Consider the following 23,153-nt stretch of genomic DNA (forward strand, 5'->3'; position numbering starts at 1 on the left):
GTGCGAATTGAAGATCTACGGGCCCGGACCGCCGATCTGCTACGACCGGCACGGCGGGCGGCGCGGTGGGCGCCGCCCGCCGTGTGGTCACACGATCAGCCGTACGGGCATCGCCGCCCCGGACCTCGCGGCCCGGGGACCGGGCGTCAGGCCTGCTCGCCCTCGGCGGGCTTCTCGGCCTCGGCGGCGGGAGCCTCCTCGGCGGGGGCCTCGGCCGCGGGGGCCTCCTCGGCGGCGGGGGCCTCGGCCGGCTTCTCGGCCTCGGCGTCCGTCTTCTTGTCGCCCTCGAGCAGGTCGCGCTCCCACTCAGCGAGCGGCTCGCCGGCGGCCTTCTCGCCCTTGTTCTCGGCGGCGCCGGAGCGGGCCATCAGGCCCTCCGCCACGGCGTCGGCGATCACGCGGGTGAGCAGGGTGACGGAGCGGATCGCGTCGTCGTTGCCCGGGATCTTGTAGTCGACCTCGTCGGGGTCGCAGTTGGTGTCGAGGATGGCGACGACCGGGATGTTGAGCTTCCGGGCCTCGCCGACCGCGATGTGCTCCTTCTTGGTGTCCACGATCCAGACGGCGCTGGGCACCTTCTGCATCTCGCGGATACCGCCGAGGGTCTTCTCCAGCTTGGCCTTCTCGCGGGAGAGGACCAGGAGCTCCTTCTTGGTCAGACCCGACGCGGCGACGTCCTCGAAGTCGATCTGCTCGAGCTCCTTGAGGCGCTGCAGACGCTTGTAGACGGTCGAGAAGTTGGTGAGCATGCCGCCCAGCCAGCGCTGGTTGACGTAGGGCATGCCGACGCGGGTGGCCTGCTCGGCGATGGCCTCCTGCGCCTGCTTCTTCGTGCCGACGAACATGACCGTGCCGCCGTGGGCGACGGTCTCCTTGACGAACTCGTAGGCGCGGTCGATGTACGACAGCGACTGGAGCAGGTCGATGATGTAGATGCCGTTGCGCTCGGTGAAGATGAAGCGCTTCATCTTCGGGTTCCAGCGACGGGTCTGGTGACCGAAGTGGACGCCGCTCTCCAGCAGCTCCCGCATCGTGACGACGGCCATGGCCGTTCTCCTTGAGATTCTCGGTTGTGCCGCGGGTACCGGACGGTGCCCGCGCCTGACGCCCGCGTACGACGCCCAGCCATGAAGGACCGAGGGGCGCCGACCCGGACCGCCGGCTTGCGCCGGGGGTCCTCATCGAGGCGTGCGAAGTCGACCCGGTGACCCGGATCGCCTCAGAAAGTGTACGGGACCGCCGGGGCCCCGAGTGACGCCGCCGTCCACAACCGGCGAGTAGTCCACAGGCCCGCGTGGTTTCCGCCCGGATTCGGCACGGTTCGGGCATGCGAGAGAACCGACGGAACACGACCTGCCGCGCCCTTGCGCGAGCCGTGCGGTCCGCCGCACGGCGCACGACCGGACGGACCACCGGGCGCACCGCGGGGGCCACGGGGCCCACCGGTGCCGCCGCCGCACGCGCCGGACGGGCGACCGGCTGGACGCTGTTCATGCTGGCCGGGGCGCTGCTGGGGGCGGCAGCCGCCCCTGGGCCCGGCGCCTTTGGCCCCGGCGCCCCTGATCCCGCCCCTCGTTCCGGTGCCCCTCGTCCCGGTGCCTCACCGCCTGCCGCGGAACCGGCGCCCGCGGTCACGGCGGCACCGGCTCAGGTGCCGCGGATCGCGCGGGGGTGGCCCACGGAGACGCGGCCGACGGTGCTGCGGGGGTGGGAACCGCCGGCCTCGGTGTACGGGCCCGGTCACCGGGGGGTGGATCTGGCCGCCGCCGTGGGGGCGGAGGTACGGTCCGTGGCCGCGGGGCGGGTGTCCTTCGCGGGACGGGTCGCGGGACGGGGGGTGGTCTCCGTGGAACTCTCCGGCACGGGGGAGCCGCCGTTGCGCACCACGTTCCAGTCACTGGACCCCGCGGTCCGCAAGGGCGACGCGGTGTCCGCCGGAGCGGCGCTGGGGTCCCTGCTCGCCGACCCCCATTGCGGCGCGGCCCCCTGCCTCCACTGGGGCCTGCGCCGGGGCGCCGCCTACCTCGACCCCCTCATGCTCCTCCCCCCGTGGCTCCTCGCCCCACCCCCGCCCCGCCTCCTGCCGGTCCCTCCGGACCTGCCCCTGCCGAAGACCTGGCCGTGACGGGACTGCCGTAGCCGCGGGGCACGCGGGTTCCGCGGATCGCGCGGTTTCCGCAGCTCACCGGCAGGGAGGGGCGGGGGTGGTCGCGAGTTCGAAGGTCACTTACGGGGCGGGCGGGGTGGGGCGGGGCCGGGTGGTTGCGCGGGTGTCAGGCCTCGCGGTCGGGGGTGGTCCCGAGGACGCCGTGGAGGGCCATGCGGACCGCGGCGTCGGTGATCTCGGCGGGGTCCTCGGCGGCGCCGAGTTCGAGCCGCCGGACCGCGCCGTCGACCACGCCCTGCAGCAGCATCGCCGCCAGCCCCGGCCGCTCGTGCCCCAGCTCGCGCAACGCGTTGCCGAGCATCGTCACCAGTTCCCCGTGCGCCGCGCGGATCTTTTCCCGCGCACCCTGGTCCAGCTCGCCCGCGGAGATGGCCACGACCGCCCGGTGGCGCCGGTCCCCCACGAGCGCCAGCTGCCGCCGCACGTACGCCTCGACCTTCGCGGCCGGCCCGTAGGCCGCCGCCATCGCCGCCTCGACCTCGGCGGCCCAGACCGGGAAGTCGACGGCGCAGAGTTCCTCGACCACGGCCGCGCGCGAGCGGAAGTACTCGTACACGGACGACCGCGCGAGCCCCGTGCGTTCGGCGAGCGCGGGGAAGGTCAGCGCCTCCGTACCGCCCTCGGACAGCAGGGACCGCGCAGCGTCCAGCAGTGCGGCTCGCTGCATCGACCGGTGCTCGGCCACGGAGGCCGCTCGAATCCTTGGCACGTCACCACTCTACGGAGGGACGCGCGGAAACGTGCCTCCGCCTGCCGCACCGGTTGTCAGCGCCCGAAACTGGCCAGTTTGGCTCTCAACTGGAGCACCGACTTGGTGTGGATCTGGCTCACCCGGCTCTCCGTCACCCCGAGCACGTTGCCGATCTCGGCGAGGGTCAGGCCCTCGAAGTAGTAGAGCGTGACCACCGTCTTCTCCCGGTCCGGGAGCATGTTGATGGCCCGCGCCAGCAGCCGCCGCAGTTCGCGGTCCTCGGCGACCTCGACGGGGTCGTCGGCGGCGGTGTCCTCCAGGGTCTCCATCAGGCTCATCCGGCCCCCGCCCTCACCGCCCCCGTGCAGCACCTCCTCCAGGGCGACCACGTTCGCCAGCGAGAGCTGGCTGAAGACGGCGTGCAGTTCGTCGACGGTGACGCCCATCTCCTCGGCCACCTCGGCCTCGGTCGGCGTCCGCCGCAGTCGCGCCTCCAGGGTGGCGTAGGCACGCTCGACGTTGCGCGCCTTCTGCCGCACGGAACGCGGGATCCAGTCCAGCGCGCGCAGTTCGTCGATCATCGCCCCGCGGATCCGGGTGATCGCGTATGTCTCGAACTTGATCTCGCGTTCGATGTCGAACTTCTCGATGGCGTCGATCAGTCCGAAGACGCCCGAGGAGACGAAGTCGGCCTGCTCGACGTTGGACGGCAGCCCCACGCTCACCCGGCCGGCCACGTATTTGACCAGGGGCGAGTAGTGCAGGATGAGCTGCTCCCGCAGCCGCTCGTCCCCGGTCGCCTTGTAGGTCCGCCACAGCTCGTCGACGGTCGAGGGAGCGGGAGGCCGCACGCTGCCCCGGGCCGCGGGGGTGACCGCCGCCGCCCGGTCGGGCCCGGAGGTGTGCTGGGGCATTCGTCGCCTTGTGCCGTTCTGCCGTGGTACCGGTCTCGCGCTCCGGCGCAACCGGAGCGCCGGGGATCCTCGTGAGCGTAGCGCGACTGGAGCATCGCAGTCCGTGAAGGACGAATCGGCACGCATCCGCAGATACGTTCCTCCATCGCCCGCCCGACCGTGAACCGGAGCCACGGGCCTCACCCCGAGTTACCACCCGGAAGGCCCAACTCCGGGTGTACACAAGGGCGTCGGGACCACCCGGACGGCCGAGCGGACCCTCAGGGCGGCCCTGCGCCGGCCCGCGCCGAGATCACCGCATGACGCGTCAACTGCCATCCGTCGCCGTGTCGTTCGACATGACCCAGGGAGCGCAGTTCGTAGAGCCTGGCGACCGCGTCGTCCTGCGTGGTCGCCGCCCCCCGCGCGATCTCCGCCACGTGGACGACGCCCCGGGCGGGCAGTGCGTCCAGCACCCGGCGGGCGCCGGCCTCGAGCAGGTCCCTCGGCAGCAGCGGGCCCTGCGGAACCTCCTTGAACTCCCCCATCGCACCGACCAGCTCGACGATCTCGGCGGCGTCGGTGACCAGCACCGCCTCCTCCCGCAGCAACTGGTGGACCCCGGTGGACAGCCCGCTGGTGACCGGCCCGGGGACGCCCATCACGAAGCGTCCGAGCCGGCGGGCGGCCCGTGCCGTGGCCAGGGACCCGCTGCGCCGGGCGGCCTCGACGACGACCGTGCCGCGGGTCAGCGCGGCGATCACCCGGTTGCGGAGCACGAAGCGGGAGGGCGTGGGGTGGTCGCCGGGCGGCAACTCACCGATCACCAGCCCCTGTTCCGCGATCCTGTTGATGAGCCGGGCGTGTCCGCGCGGGTAGGGCCGGTCGACCCCGCACGCCAGCACGGCCACCGTGGCCCCGCCCGCCCCCAGCGCACCCCGGTGCGCTGCCCCGTCGATCCCGTACGCCCCGCCGGAGACCACCACCCAGCCACGCTCGGCGAGCTCGGCGGACAGGGCGGCCGAGACATGGGCGCCGTATTCGGTGCAGGCCCGCGCGCCGACCACGGCCACCGACCGCAGTGCCCACATCCGCAGGCCGGGGCGCCCGCGGATCCACAGCCCCAGTGGCCGGGCGTCGCCCAGGTCGTCGAGCTGGGTGGGCCACTCGGCGTCGCCGGGCACCACGAACCGCGCTCCGGCGTCCGCCGCGGCGGCCAGGTCGCGCGCCGGGTCGGCGGCCGCGGCCCGCGCGCACAGCCCCGCCCAGCGCCTGGCGCCCGCCCCGGGGAGCGGCCGGTCCTGGTCCCGCAGCCGCCGGACCAGGCCGACCGGGCCCATCTCGCGCACCCACCGGCCGCCCGTCTCGTCCCCGGGCTCCAGCACGCGGGTGAGCCAGGTCCGCGCCCACCTCTCCTCGGGCCCCGGCGGTCCCTCCATCAGGGCCGCCGCCTCCCGCACGGCGGCAGCACCAGCCACACCGGTCCCACCTGCCACACCGGCCCCGGCCGGGGCATTTCCTGCCACACCCTCCGCCGCGGCTGCCACTCCGGCTTCCGCCACGGCTGCCGTTCCGGCTTCCGCCGCGGCTGCCGTTCCGGTCCCCGCACTCACCCTCGCCCTCGCCTCCACCGCAAGCAGGTCCAGCTGCTCGCCCGCGCCGGCCTCCACCCGCGCCGCCTCGCCGCTCACACCAGCTCCCCGATCGTCGTGGCCGCCCCCAGCGGGAAGCCGGTGCGCAGCTCCAGGGCGAAGGCGACGTCCTGGGCGTCGGGGCGGTCGTGGCCCACCAGGTCCGCCACCGTCCAGGCCACCCGGAGCACCCGGTCCAGGCCCCGCGCGGTGAGCGTGCCGCGCTCCAGGAGGCGTTCGGCGCGGTCCACGGCACCCGGGGCGGCCCGCCACCGTCCGCGCAGCTCACGGCCCGGCACCTCGGCGTTGGTCCGCCACGGTGTGCCGACCAGCCGGGCCGCCGTACGCTCCCGGGCGGCCCGGACGCGGGCGGCGACGGTCGCCGAGGTTTCCCCGCCCTGCCCGGGCGCGGTCAGCTCGGAGCGCTTCACCGGCCCGACCTCCACCCTGAGGTCGACCCGGTCCAGCAGCGGCCCGGAGAGCCGCGCCTGGTAGCGCCGCACCGCGTGCGGCGGGCATTCGCACGCCTCGTCGCTGCGGGAGAACCGGCCGCACGGGCACGGATTGGCGGCCAGCACCATCAGGCACTTGGCCGGAAAGCGCACCACGCCCTCACTCCGCGCGATCACCACATGCCCGGATTCCAACGGCTGCCGGAGCGCGTCCAGCGCCGTCCGGCTGAATTCGGGCGCCTCGTCCAGGAAGAGCACGCCGCGGTGGGCCAGCGAGACGGCGCCGGGCCGGGCCGTGCCCTTGCCGCCCCCGACCAGGGCCTGCATGGTGGCCGAGTGGTGCGGGGCGCAGTAGGGCGGCTGGTCGATCAGCGGCCGCCCCGGCGGAAGCAGACCGGCCACCGAGTGGACGGCGGTGACCTCCAGGGACTCCTGCCGGTCCAGCGGCGGCAGCAGCGTGGGCAGGCGTTCGGCCAGCATGGTCTTGCCCGTGCCCGGGGGGCCGGAAAGGAACAGGTGGTGTCCTCCGGCGGCGGCCACCTCGAGGGCAGCGCGGGCCCGCAGCCCGCCCGCCACGTCGGCCAGGTCGTGGCCCTGGTCCGCGAAGCCGCCGCCGGGCACTCCCACGGCCGCCGCGGCGCCCGGCAGGCGCAGTCCGGCCAGCATCGGGTCGGGCCGGCCCTCCGCGAGGGGTTCCTCCTCGGGCACCGGCGAGTCCGTCAGCACCGCGATCAGCTGCCGCAGGCTGCGGACGCCCAGCACCGACACCCCGGGTACCAGGGACGCCTCCGGTGCCGCGCATTCGGGCACCACGACCTGCTGGTATCCGGCCTCCGCGGCGGCGAGCACCACCGGCAGGACGCCCCGGACGGGTCTGACCCGCCCGTCCAGCCCCAGCTCGCCGATCATCACCAGCTCGGCCAGCACCTGCGGGTCGATCACCTCGGCCGCTCCGAGGACCGCGCACGCCACCGCCAGGTCGAAGCCGCTGCCCGCCTTGGGCACCGACGCCGGGCTGAGGCCCACGGTGAGCTTCTTCTGCGGCCAGGGCGCCCCGGAGTTGACCACGGCGGCCCGCACACGGTCCCGGCTCTCGGTGAGGCTCTTGTCGGGCAGGCCCACCAGGGTGAACGCGGCGACGCCGGGCTCCAGGTCGGCCTGTACCTCGACCACCACGCCCTCGGCGCCGACGAGGGCGACCGAACAGGTACGCGCGAAGCCCATCTCAGGCCACCCCCCGCACGTGCTCCACCCGGGGGGCGCCGCGGCGCGGCAGCAGCACGCCGACCAGGTCGATGCGGACGCCGCCCGGCGGTGCGCCGCCGTGTTCCTGCACCCAGCGTTCGGCCAGGCCGCGCAGGCGGGCGGCCTTCGCGGGCGTCACCGCGGCCATCGGGTGCTCGAAGGCGGCCTGCCCGTCCGCCGGAGCCCGGCGGGTCTTCACCTCGCAGACCACCACCGCGTCGCCGTCCCGGGCGACGATGTCGATCTCGCCCGTCCGGCCGCCCCGCCAGTTGCGGTCCAGGACCGTCATGCCGGCCTCGGTCAGCCGCCGTGCGGCCAGCTCCTCGCCCCACGCACCGAGCGCGCCACGCGCCCCGCCCGCACGGACCCCGCTGAGCCCCGCCGCACCCGCCTCGGCCCTCGCGCGCCGTCCCGTCCTGGGTTCCGTCGCGGTGACCGTTCGTCCTTCGTCTTCTCGTGCGCCCATCCGGCACCACCTCCGCAGCCCACGATGGGCCCGGCCCGGAAGCGATGTGGATCTTGGTGGAGGGACCCGGTGAACACGCGCGAAGCCCCACCCTTTCGGGTGAGGCTCCGTGGCGGCTCGCGGCGGTTGTCCACAGGTCAGTTGCCCGGGAGCTCCAGATCCGTCTTGTTGAGCTCCTCGATGTTCACGTCCTTGAACGTGAGAACGCGTACCTTCTTGACGAAGCGGGCTGGCCGGTACATGTCCCACACCCAGGCGTCGGCCATGGTGACCTCGAAGAAGACCTCACCCTGGACGGAGTGCACCTGCATGTCGTAGTCGTTGGTGAGGTAGAACCGTCGCTCGGTCTCGATCACGTAGGTGAACAGCCCGACGACGTCTCGGTACTCCCGGTAGAGCTTCAGCTCCATCTCGGTCTCGTACTTCTCGAGGTCCTCGGCGCTCATGGCATGTTCCCCTTCAGCCGTGCGGTCCCACCATTGTGCGTCAGTCCCACGAGCCCCTAGGCGATTTCCGGCTCAAGGGTCTCCGGCCCGGCGGGGGATCTTCGTCGAGCGGCCTGCTCGGCAGCCCGGCGAGTCCCGTGGGATACACCGTCTCATGTGACCGCCCGAGTTCCCCACACGTCCAGCACCGCGCGTGCGCGAAAGTCGCACCGTCCGGGATGATCCGGGTCGTATCGGGCCTGACCAGGCAGTACCGCTCGCCGCGGCCGCCGGCCGGTCAGTCGCCGGCAGCGCCCGTGCCCCGGCGCCGGGCCAGCGCCCCCGCCACCGGTCCGTAGGCGGCCCCGGCGAAGATCATCACCGCGCCGGCCACCGCCATGGTCGTCTGAAGGGGCAGCGGTCCCTGCGGGGAGGGCTCGTCGCCCAGCGCGCGGAAGCCGGGGGCGGGCTCGATCATGCCGTCCATGGGCCACACCACGGCGTCCACCCGTCCCTTCACGGCCTCCCGGGAGACCGTGCCGGCGGCCTTCTCGGCGAGGTGTGCGGTGGAGTCCAGGGAGCCCGTGCGGTCGTCGCCCAGCAGGAACAGCCGGCCTTCGGGGACGGTGACCTCCGAGAAGGAGGCCGCCGCGGCGAACGGGTCGTCGCCCACGTACGGCTCCTCGATCCGCTCGCCGTTCACCGTGAGCCCGCCCTCGGCGCAGCAGGCGACGGTGTCGCCGCCGACCGCGACCACGCGCTTGATCAGCGGGGCATCCGCCCACTCCTCCTGCTCGAACACCACCACGTCACCGCGGCGCACCTCGGAACCGTCCACCCGCTCGGCCAGCACGCGGTCGCCGGCGGCGATGGTGGGGTGCATCGAGGCGGTGGGCACGGTGAACGGCATGTAGACCAGCGCGGCCCAGCCGAAGCCGCCGAGGAACAGGACGGTTCCCAGGGCGACCACCAGGCCCGAGAGCCGCTGCCCCAGCCGTCCCCCCGCGGGCGAGCCGCTCCCGGCGCCTCCGCCGCGCCTCGCCACGGCCGTGCCGGTACCGCTCGTGCCGCTCTCGCTGCTCATGGCCCCGCACCCTACCCGGCGGTACGCGGCCTGGGCACCCCCCGGCGAACCGCCCCGGCGAACCACCCCCGCGACGACAAGGCCCGCCGCTCCGGAGCCGGAGGGGCGGGCCGCGCGGTCGTTCGCCTCGCGCTACTTGTCGAGCGCCGGCTGGTCGAAGGTGTCCGGCACCGGCAGCGTGCCCCAGCGGTCGATCGGCCAGGCCTTCACCACGGCCCGCCCCACGACGTCCTCGACCGGGACCATGCCGTTGTTGGCGTCGTCCTGGTTGTAACGGGAGTCCTTGCTGTTCTGGCGGTGGTCGCCCATCACCCACAGGTAGCCCTCGGGCACCTTGACCTTGAACTGGCCGGCGTCGTCGTTGCTGCAGGGGGTGTTGCCCGGGAAGACGTACGGCTCGTCGAGTGCGACGCCGTTGACCACCAGGGGTCCGTTGCCCCGGCACTCGACGGTGTCCCCGCCGACGCCGACGACGCGCTTGATGAGGTCCCGCTCCTCGGCGGAGGGCATCAGGCCCACCCAGGTGAGGACCTGCTGGAAGGCGTTGGGCTGCTCCACCGGCTGGCCGGCCAGCCAGTTGTCCGGGTCGTGGAATACGACCACCTCGCCGCGCTCCGGCTCCGAGCCGAACCACGGGGTGAGCTTGTCCACCAGTACCCGGTCACCGCGCTGCAGGGTGTTCTGCATGGAGTCCGAGGGGATGGAGAACGCCTGCAGCAGGAACGTCTTGATCAGCAGCGCCAGCACCAGCGCGATCACGACGAGCAGGGGCAGTTCCTTCCAGAACGACCGCATCTGCTGGTTCGAGCCGCCGCGCCGTGGGCGCCTGCCCTCGCCCTCGCTGTGGGCGTCCGCCGGACCGCCCGGGCCCTCGGGGTCGCTGCCGGGCGTCACGCCCTCGCTCCGGTCCTGCGGGTCGGGTTCCGGGGAACGCCTCCGCCACCCGTCGCCGCCACCGGAACGTGCGCCAACCGCCGCATCCCCCACACCGAACTCCTCACTCCGTACCGCCGCCCGCCCGCTGCCCGGCGCGGGCCCACCACTCCCTTAACGAGCGGGAGTTCCCCAGGGCTCGGTGGTCGCCGGAATCCGTTGGTCCGTGTCGCCCGGCCTGCCGGCCCGCGGGTGCTGCCACCCTATGCGAGCCGGGCCCCGGGACGCCTACCCCCCGTCGGACGACCCGGTGGACGACCCGGTGGACGACCCGGTAGACGGCCCGGCGGAGGACCCGGCGGAGGGCCCGACGGACGCGAACGTCTCCGGCCTGGTCAGCCGCGTCCAGTGCCCGATCGGCCAGGCCACCGCCACGGCCCGGCCCACGACCAGGTCCTCGGACACGGCGCCGCCGTGGGGCCCGTCCAGGTGGACCCGGGAGTCCGCGGAGTGCGAGCGGTGGTCGCCCATCACCCACAGGCTGCCCTCCGGCACCGTCACCTCGAAGTGCTTCACGGAGGGCTCGTCGCCCGGGAACAGGTAGTCCTCGTCGAGGGGCGTGCCGTTCACCGTCATCCTGCCCGCGTCGTCGCAGCAGACCACCCGGTCGCCGCCGACGCCGACCACGCGCTTGATCAGGTCCTGCTCGTCGGCCGAGGGCATCACGCCCACGAAGGCCAGGCCCTCCTTGATCCGGCGGGTCACCGCGGACTCGTCGGTGATCTCGGCGACCTCCTCCGCCCGCAGCCAGCCGCCGGGGTCCCGGAACACCACCACGTCGCCCCGCTCCGGCTTCGCGCCGAACCACGGGGTGAGCTTGTCCACGATCACCCGGTCGCCGATCCGGATGGTCTGCTCCATGGAGCCGGAGGGAATCACGAACGCCTGGAACAGGAAGGTCTTGAGCAGCAGCGCGATCGCCAGCGCCACGCCGCCCAGCAGGGGTATCTCCTTGAGCACCGCCCGCCGCCGGCGGCGCTGCACCTTGCGGCGCAGCCGGCGCCGTTCCGCGCGCCCCGGCAAAGGCGCCGCCTCCCCTCCCCCTCCCGCCCCTTGCGGGCGTCCGCGCCTACCCATGGGCCCCGTCCGGCGCGGGGACGCCGGTGTAGGCGCGGGAGGGTTCGACGCGTGTCCACCGCCCGGCCGGCCAGACGATCCAGTCGGCCCGCCCGGTGACGTCCTCCACGGACACCATGCCGCCGCCCGGCGAGCCCAGGTGGTCCCGGGAGTCGCTGGAGGCGGCCCGGTGGTCGCCCAGGACGAACAGCCTGCCGTCCGGCACCACCACGTCGAACCGCACCGCAGACGGCGCGTCGCCGCCGAGGAACGCGGACTCGTCCACCGCCCGCCCGTTGATCCGCAGGCGCCCGTCCCGGTCGCAGCAGACCACGCGGTCGCCGCCGACGCCCACCACCCGCTTGACGAAGTGGCCGTCGCCGAAGCCCTCGGCGTCCTGGAAGACCACCACGTCCCCGCGGGCGGGTCCGTCGCCGAAGCGGTAGGCCAGTTTGTTCACCAGCACCCGGTCGCCGGTCCGCAGTCCGGGCTCCATCGAGGTGCTGGGAATGGTGAACGGCTGGGCCACGAACAGGGTCACCAGCAGCAGGAAGACCAGGCAGGACCCCGCCGTGAGGGTGAGGCTGCCGCCCGGCAGCCAGTCCCGGAGCCGGCCCCCACCGCCCTCGCCCTCCTCCGGCGCGGCGTCCGCGTCGGGCCGGGCGTCGACGTCGGGCCGGGCGTCGGCGTCCGCGTCCCGCCGGGCGTGCCCGGGAACAGCGAAGCGCGACCGCGCCTCCCCGGACCGTGGCCGAGGGGATTCCTCGGGCACGTGCGGGGAGGAGCGGTCGCGCTCCAGGTGCTGTGCTTCGGTGTCCATAGGGGGCAGATGCTATCCGGCCCCCGGGACGACACCCGCGCGAGATCAGTTGTCGCGCTTCTCCTTGATCTTCGCGGCCTTGCCGCGCAGCTCACGGAGGTAGTACAGCTTCGCGCGACGGACGTCACCGCGGGTGACCAGCTCGATCTTCTCGACGATCGGGGTGTGCACCGGGAAGGTGCGCTCGACGCCGACGGAGAACGAGACCTTGCGGACCGTGAAGGTCTCGCGGACACCGGCGCCCTGGCGGCGGATGACGACGCCCTTGAACTGCTGCACACGAGAGCGGTTGCCCTCGATGACGCGGACGTGGACGTTGACGGTGTCACCCGGGCGGAAGGCCGGGATGTCGCTGCGCAGCGACGCGGCGTCGACGGAGTCGAGCAGGTGAGACATTTCGTCTGCCTTCTTCGCTGATGCCACAGGTCACCAACGGGAGCTAGTTTTCATCGGAAGAGCGTCGTCGTGACCGGAACGCCGCGCCGTGTCCCCCTGTGGCAGGGGCGCGCGCCGGGCCACGCACAACAGCCGCCTATTCTTCCACGTCTTCGACGCGGCGCCAAAACCGCCCGTACGGCAGACCCTGGGGGTCGGGTGCCCAGCCCAGGATGGAGAGCATCTCCCGGTCCTTCTTGTCGAAGGCCTCGGGGCGGGTGCGCTCGATCAGGTCGGGCCGGTGCGTGGTGGTGCGGCGCAGCGCCTCGTCGCGCCGCCAGCGGGCGATCTTCCCGTGGTGGCCGCTGAGCAGCACGTCGGGGATGCCGCGGCCGCGCCACTCGGGCGGCTTGGTGTGGACCGGGCCCTCCAGCAGGTTGGCCATGGCGCCCGGGGCGAAGGAGTCGTCGCGGTGCGACTCGGCGTTCCCCAGCACGCCGGGCAGCAGCCGGGCCACGGCCTCGGTGACCACCAGCACCGCCGCCTCACCGCCGGCCAGCACGTAGTCGCCGATGGAGACCTCGTACACGGGCATGCGGGTGGCGTACTCGTCGATCACCCGGCGGTCGATGCCCTCGTAGCGGGCCGGGGTGAAGATCAGCCAGGGCCGCTCGGACAGTTCCACGGCCACTTCCTGGGTGAACGGCCGGCCACTGGGCGTGGGCACGACCAGCACCGGACCGGAGGCACCGGCCTCGTACCCGTCGGCGACGATCTGGTCCAGCGCATCGCCCCATGGCTCGGTCTTCATGACCATGCCCGGACCGCCGCCGTAGGGGGTGTCGTCGACGGTGTTGTGCCGGTCGTACGTCCAGTTCCTCAGGTCGTGGACGCCGACCTGGAGCCGTCCGCGGGCCCGGGCCTTGCCGACCAGGGAGACGTTCAGCGGTTCCAGGTACTCCGGGAAGATGGTGACGACGTCGAGACGCATCAGGCCTCGTCCCGCTTCCGCTCCTCGGCGGACGCCTCGCCCGCCTCCGCGTCCCGGGCGGAGGCGACCTCGGCCCGGTCGTCGATCAGGCCGGGCGGCGGGTCGATGACCGCCCGCTGCTCCTCCAGGTCGATCTCCACCACGATCTCCTGGACGAACGGCACGTAGACCTCGCTGCCGTCCTCGCGCTCGACCACGAAGAGGTCCTGGGAGGGCAGGTGGGAGATCTCGGTGATCCGCCCCACCGCCTCGCCGTCCACGGTCACCACGTCCAGGTCCATGAGCTGGTGGTCGTAGTACTCGTCCTCCTCCTTCGGCAGTTCGTCGGGGTCGACGTCCGCGATGAGGAGGATGTTGCGCAGGGCCTCGGCGCCGGTGCGGTCCCGTACGCCCTCGAAGCGCAGCAGCAGCCGGCCGCTGTGCACCCGGCCCGTCTCGATGGTCAGGGGACCGGCCGAGGCCGGGTCGGTGGCCAGGACGGCGCCGGGCGCGAGCCGCAGCTCCGGCTCGTCGGTACGTACCTCGACGGTGACCTCGCCCTTGATGCCGTGGGCGCGGCCGATCCGTGCGACTACCAGCTGCACTGTGCTTGCTCTCCTGGGTCGGGACTGCGGGTGAGGACTGCGGCGCGGACCGCGGGCGGGACCGCGGATGCGGACCGCCGGGCGGGAACGACGTCGGGCCGGGGAAGGACCCGAAGGCCTTCCCCGGCCCGAGCCGGTGTTGCGTGTGTCAGCGGACGTCGTCCACGTCGACCAGGTCGACACGGACGCCGCGACCGCCGATGGCGCCCACGACGGTACGCAGGGCGCGTGCGGTGCGGCCGTTGCGGCCGATCACCTTGCCGAGGTCGTCCGGGTGGACCCGGACCTCGAGCACGCGACCGCGACGCAGGTCGCGCGAGGCGACCTGCACATCGTCAGGGTTGTCGACGATGCCCTTCACGAGGTGCTCGAGAGCCTCCTCGAGCATGCTCAGGCCTCGGTCGACTCAGCCGGAGCGGACTCGGCGGCGGCCTCGTCCTTCTTCTCGGCCTTCTTCTTCTGGGTGATGGCCTCGCCCTTGCCCTCGTCGTCGCCACCGAGGGCCTCGAAGGACGGACGCGCCGGCTTCTCGGCACGCTGCAGCAGCGGCGCCGGGGCGGGCTCGCCCTTGAACTTCTGCCAGTCGCCGGTCTTCTTGAGGATGGCGAGAACCGGCTCGGTCGGCTGGGCGCCGACGGACAGCCAGTAGGCGACACGCTCGGCGTCGACCTCCATCACCGACGGGTTGTACGTCGGGTGGTACTTGCCGATCTCCTCGATCGCACGGCCGTCACGGCGGGTGCGGCTGTCGGCGACGACGATGCGGTAGTGAGGCGAACGGATCTTGCCCAGACGCTTCAGCTTGATCTTGACTGCCACGGGAGTGGAATCTCCTGGATTTGACGTGGTGGGCGCGACGGAAAGCCGCGTGGGGTTGCGGCACCGAGTGCCCGATGGACGCGTCAGCCGGAGGAGAGAGGGGTCCTGTGCGACTGTCGAGTACAGCTGGCCATTCTGCCACACGACCGGGCCTGCCTCCGAATGGGGGCATACGAGGCCCGCGCGGGTCCGGCGTCCACGACGCGCCGGCTCCGCGCGGGCCCCGCGCGCGCCTCAGCTCGCCGCGGCCAGCGGCTCGGGCTCGGGGATCCTGAAGGGCTTCTGGCAGCCCCCGCACACGATGGGCGCCTGCGCCAGGACGGAGGGAACGACGCGCACGTTCCGGCCGCAGTCGCAGACGGCCTTGACCCGCACACCTCCCCCCGAGGATCCGTGCCGGGCCGCGGGTCCCCGGAAGGTGCCGGCCGTGTCCGACGCCACGGCAGCGTTGTGCGCCTTGAGGGCACGCTGCAGTCGCTCGATCGTGGGCCGGTACCGGCGCTTCGCCTCGGGCTTGAGCGTGACCAGCGAGAAGCCGCTGCTGGGATGCGGCTCCTCGGAGTGGTCGAGCCCGAGCTCCTCGGCGATCGCCAGGAACCTGCGGTTGTGGTAGCGGCCGGCCCGCGAGGTGTCGCGGATTCCGCGGGCGGCGGCGATGCCGTGGACTGCCTCATGGAGGAGTCGCTCGAAGGAGAGTTCGTGTCCGCAGGCGGACGACGACTCCCCGATCAGGGATTCGGGCGCGGCCAAGTCCGGCAGCTCGGGATGGTGCCGCTGAATGTCGGCCCATGCCTGCGCCAGCTCGGCGGCGAGAACAGGTGGTGTCGTGCTCACGTAATGACAACGACGCCGGAGCCCTCAGTGTTCCTATTCCGGGGCATCTCAAATAATTTTGCACGTACCCGTCAGTCAACCCTGATGCGTCCGGACGAGGACGGGTGCGCTGATCTGCGCAGAAGCCTGACGTCTCGCCACAAGGCGGTACGTAGCCACCTGTACGCACCGGGCGGTACCGGCGCACGAACGGTCCCCGTACGCCCCCGCGCGCGCATCATCTTGGCGCGATTCCGACGTGACGGGAGGTTACTACCCGTAGTGCCGGAGCCCGCCGCCGGGTCCCGGTTCACGGGCCGCCCGCGGCCTTCCTGGGGATTCACCGACGGTACGCCGGGCACTCCCCGTCCTTACCGACGCGTCAGGGCCCCCTCCGGTTGCCCCGCGGGTTACCGGTATGTGAAATCTCGCCGTATACGCCCGCATCCGGCATTGCGGTGTCCACATGCCCTGGACGCCACGGCCTCGGCGCAGTTACCTGGCATACGGGGGGAAGCCGGGGCACACCACGGGGGCGCGGCGCACACGACGGCCGCGCACGCGCGGCCGGACAGACAGGCGGCAACCTTTCGGCGACAGGGGCGCTACATGACATCCACTCTCGTACGACGTCACCCTCCCCATGCGGCCCGGACCACGGGCGCCGATCCGGGGAGCCGGGCCCGGGACTGGTCCGAGATCCAGGAACGCATGCTGGTCCCCCTCTACGAGGCCGTCCACGAGCGGCTGGGCGTGGGACCCGGCACCCGGCTCCTGGGGCTGGGCTGCGGATCCGGCCTGGCGCTGCTGATGGCCGCGGGCCGCGGCGCCGACGTCACCGGCGTGGAACCCGACTCACCCGAACGGCTCAACCTGGCGCGGGAACGGCTGACGGCCGACGCCGGGAACGCCTCCGGCGGGCCCGGGGCGCGGCTGACGGACCGCGCGCCGGCCCGCCCGGACGCGTACACCGTGGTGACCGCGCTGGCCCCGATCGGCTGCCGCGCCGGTGACGCCGACGTCCTGGTGGCCCGGCTGCGCGAGGCCGCCCCGCTGGCCGAACGGGGCGCCGCGGTGGTCCTGACCGGCTGGGGGCCGCCGGAGCGGTGCGCGACCAACGGGGTGCTGCGGGCCGCGGCGCGAGCGGCGGAGTCCCCCGCGCCGGGGAACTGGCGGCCGACCGGCCGGGACGACCTGGAGGAGGTGGCGCGGCGGGCCGGTCTGGTCCCGGACGGCTCCGGCCGGGTGTCCTGCCCGTTCGGCTACGCCGGCGTCGACAGCGCGGTGCGCGGACTGTGGTCCACCGGCCTGTTCGACGCGGCCGCCGCCCCCGACCGCTCGCAGGTCGACAAGGAGCTCCGCGAGGCCCTGCACCCCTACCGCCGGGCGGACGGCACGGTCTGGATGCCCAACGTCTTCCGTTACCTGGTGGCCCGCACCCGGTAGCCCGGAAACGCGGAAGCCGGGCGGTCCCCTGAGGGGAACGCCCGGCTTCCGCGCCGCCGTGCGGCCTGTCCGGCCGGTCAGCCCATGAACTTCTTGAACTCGTCCGGGAGCTCGAAGTCCTGGGCGCCCTGCTGCGGCAGGCCGAAGGCGTTGCCGCCCTGCGCCGCGGCCTCGCGGCGCTGGGCCTCCTCCAGCTCCTGCTGCTTGCGCTTCATCGGGTTGCCGGAGCGCTGCTTGCCCTTGGCCTTCTTCTGCTGCTTCTTCTGCCGGCCGGCGCCCGCTCCGCCGCCCATGCCCGGCATCCCCGGCATGCCCGGGACGCCGCCGCCCTGGGCCATCCGGGACATCATCTTGCGGGCCTCGAGGAACCGCTCGATCAGGTTCTTGACCGCGCTGACCTCGACACCGGAACCCTTGGCGATGCGGGCCCGGCGGGAGCCGTTGATGATCAGCGGGTCGGTGCGCTCGCCGGGCGTCATCGACTTGATGATCGCCGCGGTCCGGTCGACGTCGCGCTCGTCCAGGTTGTTGATCTGGTCCTTGATCTGGCCCATCCCCGGCAGCATGCCGAGGAGCTTGGAGATCGACCCCATCTTCCTGACCTGCTCCATCTGGGACAGGAAGTCGTCGAGGGTGAACTCCTGGCCCTTCTTGGAGGCCAGCTTGGAGGCCATCTTCTCGGCCTCGGCCTGGTCGAAGGTCTTCTCCGCCTGCTCGATCAGGGTGAGCAGGTCACCCATGTCGAGGATGCGGGAGGCCATCCGGTCCGGGTGGAAGGCGTCGAAGTCGTCCAGCTTCTCACCGTTCGACGCGAACATGATCGGCTTGCCGGTGATCGACGCGATCGACAGGGCAGCGCCACCGCGGGCGTCGCCGTCCAGCTTGGAGAGCACGACGCCGTCGAAGCCGACGCCGTCGCGGAAGGCCTCGGCGGTGTTGACCGCGTCCTGACCAATCATCGCGTCGACGACGAAGAGGATCTCGTCCGGGCTCACCGCGTCCCGGATGTCGGCGGCCTGCTGCATCATCTCGGCGTCGATGCCGAGGCGGCCGGCGGTGTCCACGATGACGATGTCGTGGACCTTGGCGCGCGCGAAGTCGATGGAGTCCTCGGCGACCTTGACCGGGTCGCCGACGCCGTTGCCCGGCTCCGGGGCGTACACCGCGACGCCGGCGCGCTCGGCCACCACGCTGAGCTGGTTCACGGCGTTGGGGCGCTGGAGGTCGGCGGCGACGAGGAGCGGGGAGTGGCCCTGGTCCTTCAGCCACTTGCCGAGCTTGCCGGCGAGGGTGGTCTTACCGGCACCCTGGAGACCGGCGAGCATGATCACGGTCGGCGAGGTCTTCGCGAACCGCAGGCGGCGGGTCTCACCACCGAGGATGGTCACCAGCTCGTCGTTGACGATCTTGATGACCTGCTGGGCGGGGTTCAGCGCCTTCGAGACCTCGGAGCCGAGGGCGCGCTCCTTGACGCTCTTGATGAACGCCCGGACCACCGGCAGGGCGACGTCCGCCTCGAGGAGCGCGATGCGGATCTCGCGTGCCGTGGCGTCGATGTCCGCCTCGGAGAGCCGGCCTTTCCCGCGGAGGTTTTTGAAAGTCGCGCTGAGGCGGTCGGAGAGGGTATCGAACACGGCGCTCGTCGGTCCTCGGTGTCGGGGGCGGATGAATGTGGTGTCCAGGGTATCCGCCCCGAACCCGTACCGGTCCCTGCCGGTCCCGTACCGGACCCTGCGGGTCCCTTACCGTGCCCTGCCGGGTGTCTCCCGCCCGGGCGCGGTCGTCGTGCGGGTTCCCGCGCGCCGGGCTCAGGCGGTGCGCAGGGCCGCTTCGAGGTGGCGGGCCACGGTGGTGGCGGTCGCGGGCGCGAGGGGGGCGCCCTTGGTGTCGGTGACGTAGAAGCTGTCGACGACGTTGGCGCCGAGCGTGCTGACGTGCGCGCTCCTCACCCGCACCTCCGCCTCCTCCAGGGCCCGCCCGATCCGGTGCAGCAGTCCCGGCGCGTCGTGCGCCCGGACCTCGATCACCGTCGCGTGCCGGGACGCCGCGGCCGCGACCGTCACCCGTGGCGGCGCCGGCACGGCCCCGCGGCGGCGCGGGTACGCCGCGTCCCGCTCGGCGAGCCGCGCCGCGATGTCCAGCGAGCCGTCCAGCGCCCGCACCAGGTCGGCCCGGAGCCGGGCGGCCTGCGGCAGCGAGCCGTACTCGGCGGCCACCCGCCAGTCGAGCAGCAGCACGGACGCCCCCGCCGCGACGTCCGGCAGTTCCAGCGTCCGCAGTTCCGCGGTGCGCACGGTCAGCCGGTGCAGGGCGAGCACCCCGGCCACCGCGGGCAGCACCCCGCCGCGGTCCGGCACCGCGATCCGCAGCTCGACCCCCAGCGGTTCCGGCTGCTCCGCGTCTTCCGCGGCGGCGTCGGGCCCCGCGCCGTCCTCGCCGGTCCCGCCGGTCTCGGCCTGGGCCCGCAGGGTCAGCACGGGGCCGTCCGTGACGACCGCCTCGACCGCGAGCCGTTCCTGCTCGGTGGTGGGTGCGGCGTCCTCCGGCTCGGCCGGGGTGCCGCCGGCCAGCACCGCGGCGACCCGCGCGACCAGGTCGGCGACGAGGGAGGCCCGCCAGGACGACCAGGCGGCAGGCCCGGTGGCCAGCGCGTCGGCCTCAGTAAGGGCGTGCAGCAGCTCCAGCGTGTTCTGCGAGCCGACGGCGTCGGCGACGAGCTGGATGGTGGCCGGGTCGTCGAGGTCGCGCCGGGTGGCGGTCTCGACGAGCAGCAGGTGGTGCCGGACCAGGGTGGCCAGCACGGCGACGTCCTGCCGGTCGAACCCGATCCGTGCGGCGACGTCCCGCACGATGGTCTCCCCCGCCACCGAGTGGTCGCCGGGCCAGCCCTTGCCGAGGTCGTGGAGGAGCGCGGCGACCAGCAGCAGGTCGGGCCGGCCGACGCGGCGGATGTTCCGGGAGGCGCGGACCGCGGTCTCGATGAGGTGGCGGTCGACGGTCCAGACGTGGACGGCGTTGCGCTGCGGCCGGCAGCGGACGCGTTCCCAGTCGGGCAGCAGCCGGGTGACGAGCCCCTCGGCCTCCAGCGCGTCCCAGACGCCCACGGTGGCGGGTCCGGAGCCGAGCAGGGTGACGAGCTGTTCGCGGGCCTCGGCGGGCCAGGGCACCGGCATGGGCGCGGTGTCGGCGGCGAGCCGGCGCACCGCGTGCCGGGACAGCGGCAGCCCCGCCTCGGCGGCGGCAGCGGCGGCGCGCAGCGGCAGGACGGGGTCGCGGTCGGGGCGGGCGGCACGGGCGAGGCCGACCTCGCCGTCCTGTTCCACCACGCCCTCGGCGAGCGGGCTGCGCTCGGGTGCGGGCCGGCCGCCGCCCAGGAGGGCGCGGAGCCTGGGGCGGGTGGAGCGGGCCCGCAGCACCCGGCCGACCTCGCGCCAGGTGACGTCGCCGGCGTAGGAGATGACGCGGGCGGCCTCGTAGACCTGGCGCAGCAGGATGTCGGCGTCGAGGAGTCCGAGGCGTTCGGCGACCTGGTCCTGCTCCTGGAGGGAGAGTCGGTCGGTGGCGCGCCCGGTGGTCAGGTGGAGGGCGTCGCGGACGTCGAGGAGGGTGCGGCGGGCGGCGTCGAGGCCCTCGCGGGGGGCGTCGGCCAGCCAGGAGGCGGCGACGGCGCGCAGCGCGGTGGCGTCGCGGAGGCCTCCGTGGGCCTCCTTGAGGTCGGGCTCCAGGAGGAACCGGAGCTCGCCGGAGCGTGCGGCCCGCTCAGCGCAGAGCTCGCGGAGTTCCGGGAGGCGCCGGGGGGCCTGGTTGCGCCAGTCGGCGAGGACGGTGGTGCGCAGGCCGGTGGTGAGGGTGAGGTCGCCGGCCAGGTGGCGGGCGTCGAGGAGGCCGAGCTGGACCTTGAGGTCGTCGGCGGCGGTCGCGCGTGCCTCGGCCGGGGTGCGGACCGAGTGGTCGAGGGCGATGCCGAGGTCCCAGACCGGGTACCAGAGCCGGTCGGCGACGGCGGCGACGGCGGACGGGTCGGAGCCGTCGTGGAGGAGGAGCAGGTCGAGGTCGCTGCGGGGGGAGAGTTCCCCGCGGCCGTAGCCGCCGACGGCGACCAGGGCGATGCCGCGGGCGGCGGGCGCGGCGGCGGCGAACAGGCCGGCCAGCCACCGGTCGGTGAGGCCGGCGAGCGCCTTGCGGCGCGACGGCCCGGACCGGGTCTCCTCCTGGAGGAGACCCAGCCGGGCCGCCGCGTAGCCGCCGGGTCCCGAGTTCTCGGTCTCTTCACGCGTGTCCGTGCTCGTCACCCGGCGACTCCTGTTCCTCTGCCTGCTGTTTCGGCGCGCTACAGGGCGTCCGGCCCGCGCTCACCGGTGCGGACCCGGACGGCGGTGTCGACGGGCACCGCCCACACCTTGCCGTCCCCGATCTTGCCGGTGCGGGCCGCGCTGACCACGACCTCGACGAGCTCGTCGGCGTCCGCGTCGTCCACCAGGACCTCTATGCGGATCTTGGGGACCAGGTCGACGGTGTACTCGGCGCCCCGGTAGACCTCGGTGTGGCCGCGCTGCCGGCCGTAGCCGCTGGCCTCGGTGACGGTCAGGCCGTGCACTCCGAAGGCCTGGAGGGCTTCCTTGATCTCGTCGAGCTTGTGCGGCTTGACGACCGCGGTGATCAGCTTCATGCGTCAACCTTGTTGCTCTCGGCGCGGGCGGGGACGGTGGGCTTGGCGGAGCTGCTGCCGCCGACGCCGCTGAAGTCGTAGGCGGTCTCGGCGTGCTCGGCCTGGTCGATGCCGGAGATCTCCTCGTCCTCGTCGACCCGCATGCCCACGGTCTTGTGGACGATCAGGGCGAGGACCGCGGAGACGACGAGCGAGTAGGCGAGGACACCGAAGACACCGGCCGCCTGCTTCCAGAGCTGGTCCAGGCCGCCGCCGTAGAAGAGGCCGGCCACGTCGGACTGGCCCTCGCCGGTGGCGAAGAAGCCGATCAGCAGCGAGCCGACGATACCGCCGACCAGGTGGACGCCGACGACGTCGAGGGAGTCGTCGTAGTTCAGCTTGTACTTCAGGCCGACCGCCATGGCGCAGAGCAGACCCGCGATGACGCCTATCGCGATGGCGCCGAGCGGGGAGACCGCGCCGCCCGCCGGGGTGATGGCGACCAGACCGGCGACCGCGCCGGAGGCTGCGCCCAGGGTGGTGAAGGCGCCGTGGCGGATCTTCTCGTAGATCAGCCAGGCGAGCACGGCGGCGCCGGTGGCGACCTGCGTGTTGACGAACATCAGCGCGCCGACGCCGTCGCTGTTGCCGAGCCAGGAGCCGGCGTTGAAGCCGAACCAGCCGAACCACAGGAGACCGGCGCCGAGCATGACCAGCGGCATGCTGTGCGGCCGCATCGGGTCCTTCTTGAAGCCCACGCGCTTGCCGATGACCAGGATCACGCCCAGTGCCGCGGCGCCCGCGTTGATGTGGACGGCGGTGCCGCCCGCGAAGTCGATCACGCCGAGCTCGAACGCCCAGCCGCCGGCGCCCCACACCCAGTGGGCGACCGGGAAGTAGACGATGCTCACCCACAGGACGACGAAGAGGGCCCAGGCGGTGAACTTCACCCGGTCGGCGAGGGCGCCGCTGATCAGCGCGGGGGTGAGGATGGCGAACATCAGCTGGAAGACGGCGAAGACCAGGGTCGGGATGGTGTAGCCGTCCCAGACCTCGACCTTGTCGATGCCGCTGAGGCCGACGTAGTCGGAGTCCCAGCCGATGAGGCTGCCGGTGTCGGTGCCGAAGGCGAGGGAGAAGCCGTAGAGCACCCACAGCACGGTGACGATGCCGAGGCTGATGAAGGACATCATCAGCATGTTGAGGGCGCTCTTGACGCGGACCATGCCTCCGTAGAAGAAGGCCAGCCCCGGGGTCATGAGCATCACCAGGGCGGAACAGATGAGCATGAAGCCTGTGTCGGCGGACGAGATCTCGTCGGCCGCAAAGGTGATGGCTGGTGCCATCGGCGTCTCCTCGTCGGGGTCGCGGCCCGTGCGGGCCACCTGGGCGGATGGGGAGGTGGTGGGCCTGCTTTCGCCACGAGGTTGACGCAGCGCCGTTTCGGCCATGACCCCTGGTTGTTTCGCCCCAGTGACGAAGACGCCCGGTGTGTTACACGTCCATGAACTGGTGGACGGCACACGAATACCGGCCGCGGCGGCCTTCCGACGACCTGGCGGGGGGAGCCGAGTCGGGCAGTTCGGGAGGGCCGGCCGCGGCCGGGGACTGTGT

The 23,153-nt window shown here is 73.2% G+C and carries 22 protein-coding genes and 1 pseudogene; 2 read left to right on the forward strand and 21 right to left on the reverse strand.

What is annotated here, in order from left to right:
- Window positions 1–146 precede the first annotated feature (146 nt).
- Window positions 147–1,046, reverse strand: coding sequence for a 30S ribosomal protein S2 (gene rpsB, locus ACWD3O_RS07040; protein WP_451412067.1), 900 nt, complete (start codon window positions 1,044–1,046; stop codon window positions 147–149).
- Window positions 1,047–1,492: 446 nt separating this feature from the next.
- On the opposite strand from rpsB, the gene ACWD3O_RS07045 reads away from it, so the two are divergent.
- Entirely contained in the window at window positions 1,493–2,125 is a 633-nt protein-coding gene (locus tag ACWD3O_RS07045; RefSeq protein WP_451415220.1) for a peptidoglycan DD-metalloendopeptidase family protein, read from the forward strand.
- A gap of 148 nt (window positions 2,126–2,273) precedes the next feature.
- Here the strand turns inward: ACWD3O_RS07045 and ACWD3O_RS07050 are convergent, their stop codons facing one another.
- The 16 genes and pseudogenes from ACWD3O_RS07050 to ACWD3O_RS07125 form a co-directional block, all read right to left on the reverse strand.
- Window positions 2,274–2,852 carry a TetR/AcrR family transcriptional regulator gene (locus ACWD3O_RS07050; protein WP_451415221.1) on the reverse strand — a complete coding sequence of 193 codons (579 nt, stop codon included), beginning with the start codon at window positions 2,850–2,852 and terminating at the stop codon, window positions 2,274–2,276.
- Between the two features lie 80 nt (window positions 2,853–2,932).
- Window positions 2,933–3,772: an RNA polymerase sigma factor WhiG gene (whiG, locus tag ACWD3O_RS07055; protein ID WP_451412069.1), complete on the reverse strand. Its 840-nt coding sequence runs from the start codon at window positions 3,770–3,772 to the stop codon at window positions 2,933–2,935.
- A 260-nt stretch (window positions 3,773–4,032) separates the two neighbouring features.
- Window positions 4,033–5,190: a DNA-processing protein DprA gene (gene dprA / locus ACWD3O_RS07060; protein WP_451415222.1), complete on the reverse strand. Its 1,158-nt coding sequence runs from the start codon at window positions 5,188–5,190 to the stop codon at window positions 4,033–4,035.
- A gap of 248 nt (window positions 5,191–5,438) precedes the next feature.
- Window positions 5,439–7,058 (reverse strand): YifB family Mg chelatase-like AAA ATPase, encoded by a 1,620-nt coding sequence (locus tag ACWD3O_RS07065; protein WP_451415096.1) that lies wholly within the window; start codon window positions 7,056–7,058, stop codon window positions 5,439–5,441.
- A gap of 1 nt (window position 7,059) precedes the next feature.
- Window positions 7,060–7,545: a YraN family protein gene (locus ACWD3O_RS07070; protein ID WP_451415097.1), complete on the reverse strand. Its 486-nt coding sequence runs from the start codon at window positions 7,543–7,545 to the stop codon at window positions 7,060–7,062.
- Window positions 7,546–7,682: 137 nt separating this feature from the next.
- The gene (locus tag ACWD3O_RS07075; protein ID WP_451412072.1) at window positions 7,683–7,991 is read right to left on the reverse strand and encodes a DUF2469 domain-containing protein; all 309 of its coding nucleotides are present in this window, start codon (window positions 7,989–7,991) and stop codon (window positions 7,683–7,685) included.
- 277 nt (window positions 7,992–8,268) lie between these two features.
- On the reverse strand, window positions 8,269–9,054 hold the full coding sequence (lepB, locus tag ACWD3O_RS07080; protein ID WP_451412073.1) for a signal peptidase I: 786 nt from the start codon (window positions 9,052–9,054) through the stop codon (window positions 8,269–8,271).
- 132 nt (window positions 9,055–9,186) lie between these two features.
- Window positions 9,187–10,041 carry a signal peptidase I gene (lepB, locus tag ACWD3O_RS07085; RefSeq protein ID WP_451412074.1) on the reverse strand — a complete coding sequence of 285 codons (855 nt, stop codon included), beginning with the start codon at window positions 10,039–10,041 and terminating at the stop codon, window positions 9,187–9,189.
- Window positions 9,932–11,064: pseudogene (gene lepB / locus ACWD3O_RS07090) on the reverse strand (signal peptidase I); the annotation flags it as partial. The gene lepB (ACWD3O_RS07085) and the pseudogene lepB (ACWD3O_RS07090), both read right to left, overlap by 110 nt.
- On the reverse strand, window positions 11,057–11,863 hold the full coding sequence (lepB, locus tag ACWD3O_RS07095; RefSeq protein WP_451415098.1) for a signal peptidase I: 807 nt from the start codon (window positions 11,861–11,863) through the stop codon (window positions 11,057–11,059). The gene lepB (ACWD3O_RS07095) and the pseudogene lepB (ACWD3O_RS07090), both read right to left, overlap by 8 nt.
- 45 nt (window positions 11,864–11,908) lie before the next feature.
- Complete coding sequence (gene rplS / locus ACWD3O_RS07100; protein ID WP_020138756.1) at window positions 11,909–12,259, reverse strand: 50S ribosomal protein L19; 351 nt, start codon at window positions 12,257–12,259, stop codon at window positions 11,909–11,911.
- Between the two features lie 136 nt (window positions 12,260–12,395).
- Complete coding sequence (trmD, locus tag ACWD3O_RS07105; protein WP_451415099.1) at window positions 12,396–13,229, reverse strand: tRNA (guanosine(37)-N1)-methyltransferase TrmD; 834 nt, start codon at window positions 13,227–13,229, stop codon at window positions 12,396–12,398.
- Window positions 13,229–13,813, reverse strand: a complete 585-nt coding sequence (rimM, locus tag ACWD3O_RS07110; RefSeq protein WP_451415100.1) for a ribosome maturation factor RimM — start codon at window positions 13,811–13,813, stop codon at window positions 13,229–13,231. The genes trmD and rimM overlap by 1 nt, the downstream gene beginning before the upstream one ends.
- Window positions 13,814–13,961: 148 nt before the next feature.
- On the reverse strand, window positions 13,962–14,201 hold the full coding sequence (locus ACWD3O_RS07115) for an RNA-binding protein (RefSeq protein WP_108954184.1): 240 nt from the start codon (window positions 14,199–14,201) through the stop codon (window positions 13,962–13,964).
- 2 nt (window positions 14,202–14,203) lie between these two features.
- Entirely contained in the window at window positions 14,204–14,632 is a 429-nt protein-coding gene (rpsP, locus tag ACWD3O_RS07120; RefSeq protein WP_151775467.1) for a 30S ribosomal protein S16, read from the reverse strand.
- Window positions 14,633–14,866: 234 nt separating this feature from the next.
- Window positions 14,867–15,466, reverse strand: a complete 600-nt coding sequence (locus ACWD3O_RS07125) for a hypothetical protein (RefSeq protein ID WP_451412078.1) — start codon at window positions 15,464–15,466, stop codon at window positions 14,867–14,869.
- A 588-nt stretch (window positions 15,467–16,054) separates the two neighbouring features.
- Here ACWD3O_RS07125 and ACWD3O_RS07130 point away from each other — a divergent pair.
- Complete coding sequence (locus ACWD3O_RS07130) at window positions 16,055–16,891, forward strand: SAM-dependent methyltransferase (RefSeq protein ID WP_451415101.1); 837 nt, start codon at window positions 16,055–16,057, stop codon at window positions 16,889–16,891.
- Between the two features lie 77 nt (window positions 16,892–16,968).
- On the opposite strand, the gene ffh is transcribed toward ACWD3O_RS07130, so the two are convergent.
- From ffh to ACWD3O_RS07150, 4 genes are all read right to left on the reverse strand, one after another.
- On the reverse strand, window positions 16,969–18,525 hold the full coding sequence (ffh, locus tag ACWD3O_RS07135; RefSeq protein ID WP_451412080.1) for a signal recognition particle protein: 1,557 nt from the start codon (window positions 18,523–18,525) through the stop codon (window positions 16,969–16,971).
- 174 nt (window positions 18,526–18,699) lie between these two features.
- Window positions 18,700–21,183, reverse strand: a complete 2,484-nt coding sequence (locus tag ACWD3O_RS07140) for a [protein-PII] uridylyltransferase (RefSeq protein ID WP_451415102.1) — start codon at window positions 21,181–21,183, stop codon at window positions 18,700–18,702.
- Between the two features lie 38 nt (window positions 21,184–21,221).
- Window positions 21,222–21,560, reverse strand: coding sequence for a P-II family nitrogen regulator (locus tag ACWD3O_RS07145; protein ID WP_356136152.1), 339 nt, complete (start codon window positions 21,558–21,560; stop codon window positions 21,222–21,224).
- On the reverse strand, window positions 21,557–22,885 hold the full coding sequence (locus ACWD3O_RS07150; protein ID WP_451415103.1) for an ammonium transporter: 1,329 nt from the start codon (window positions 22,883–22,885) through the stop codon (window positions 21,557–21,559). The genes ACWD3O_RS07145 and ACWD3O_RS07150 overlap by 4 nt, the downstream gene beginning before the upstream one ends.
- Window positions 22,886–23,153 lie beyond the last annotated feature (268 nt).

The organism is Streptomyces sp. NPDC002640, from assembly GCF_053592575.1.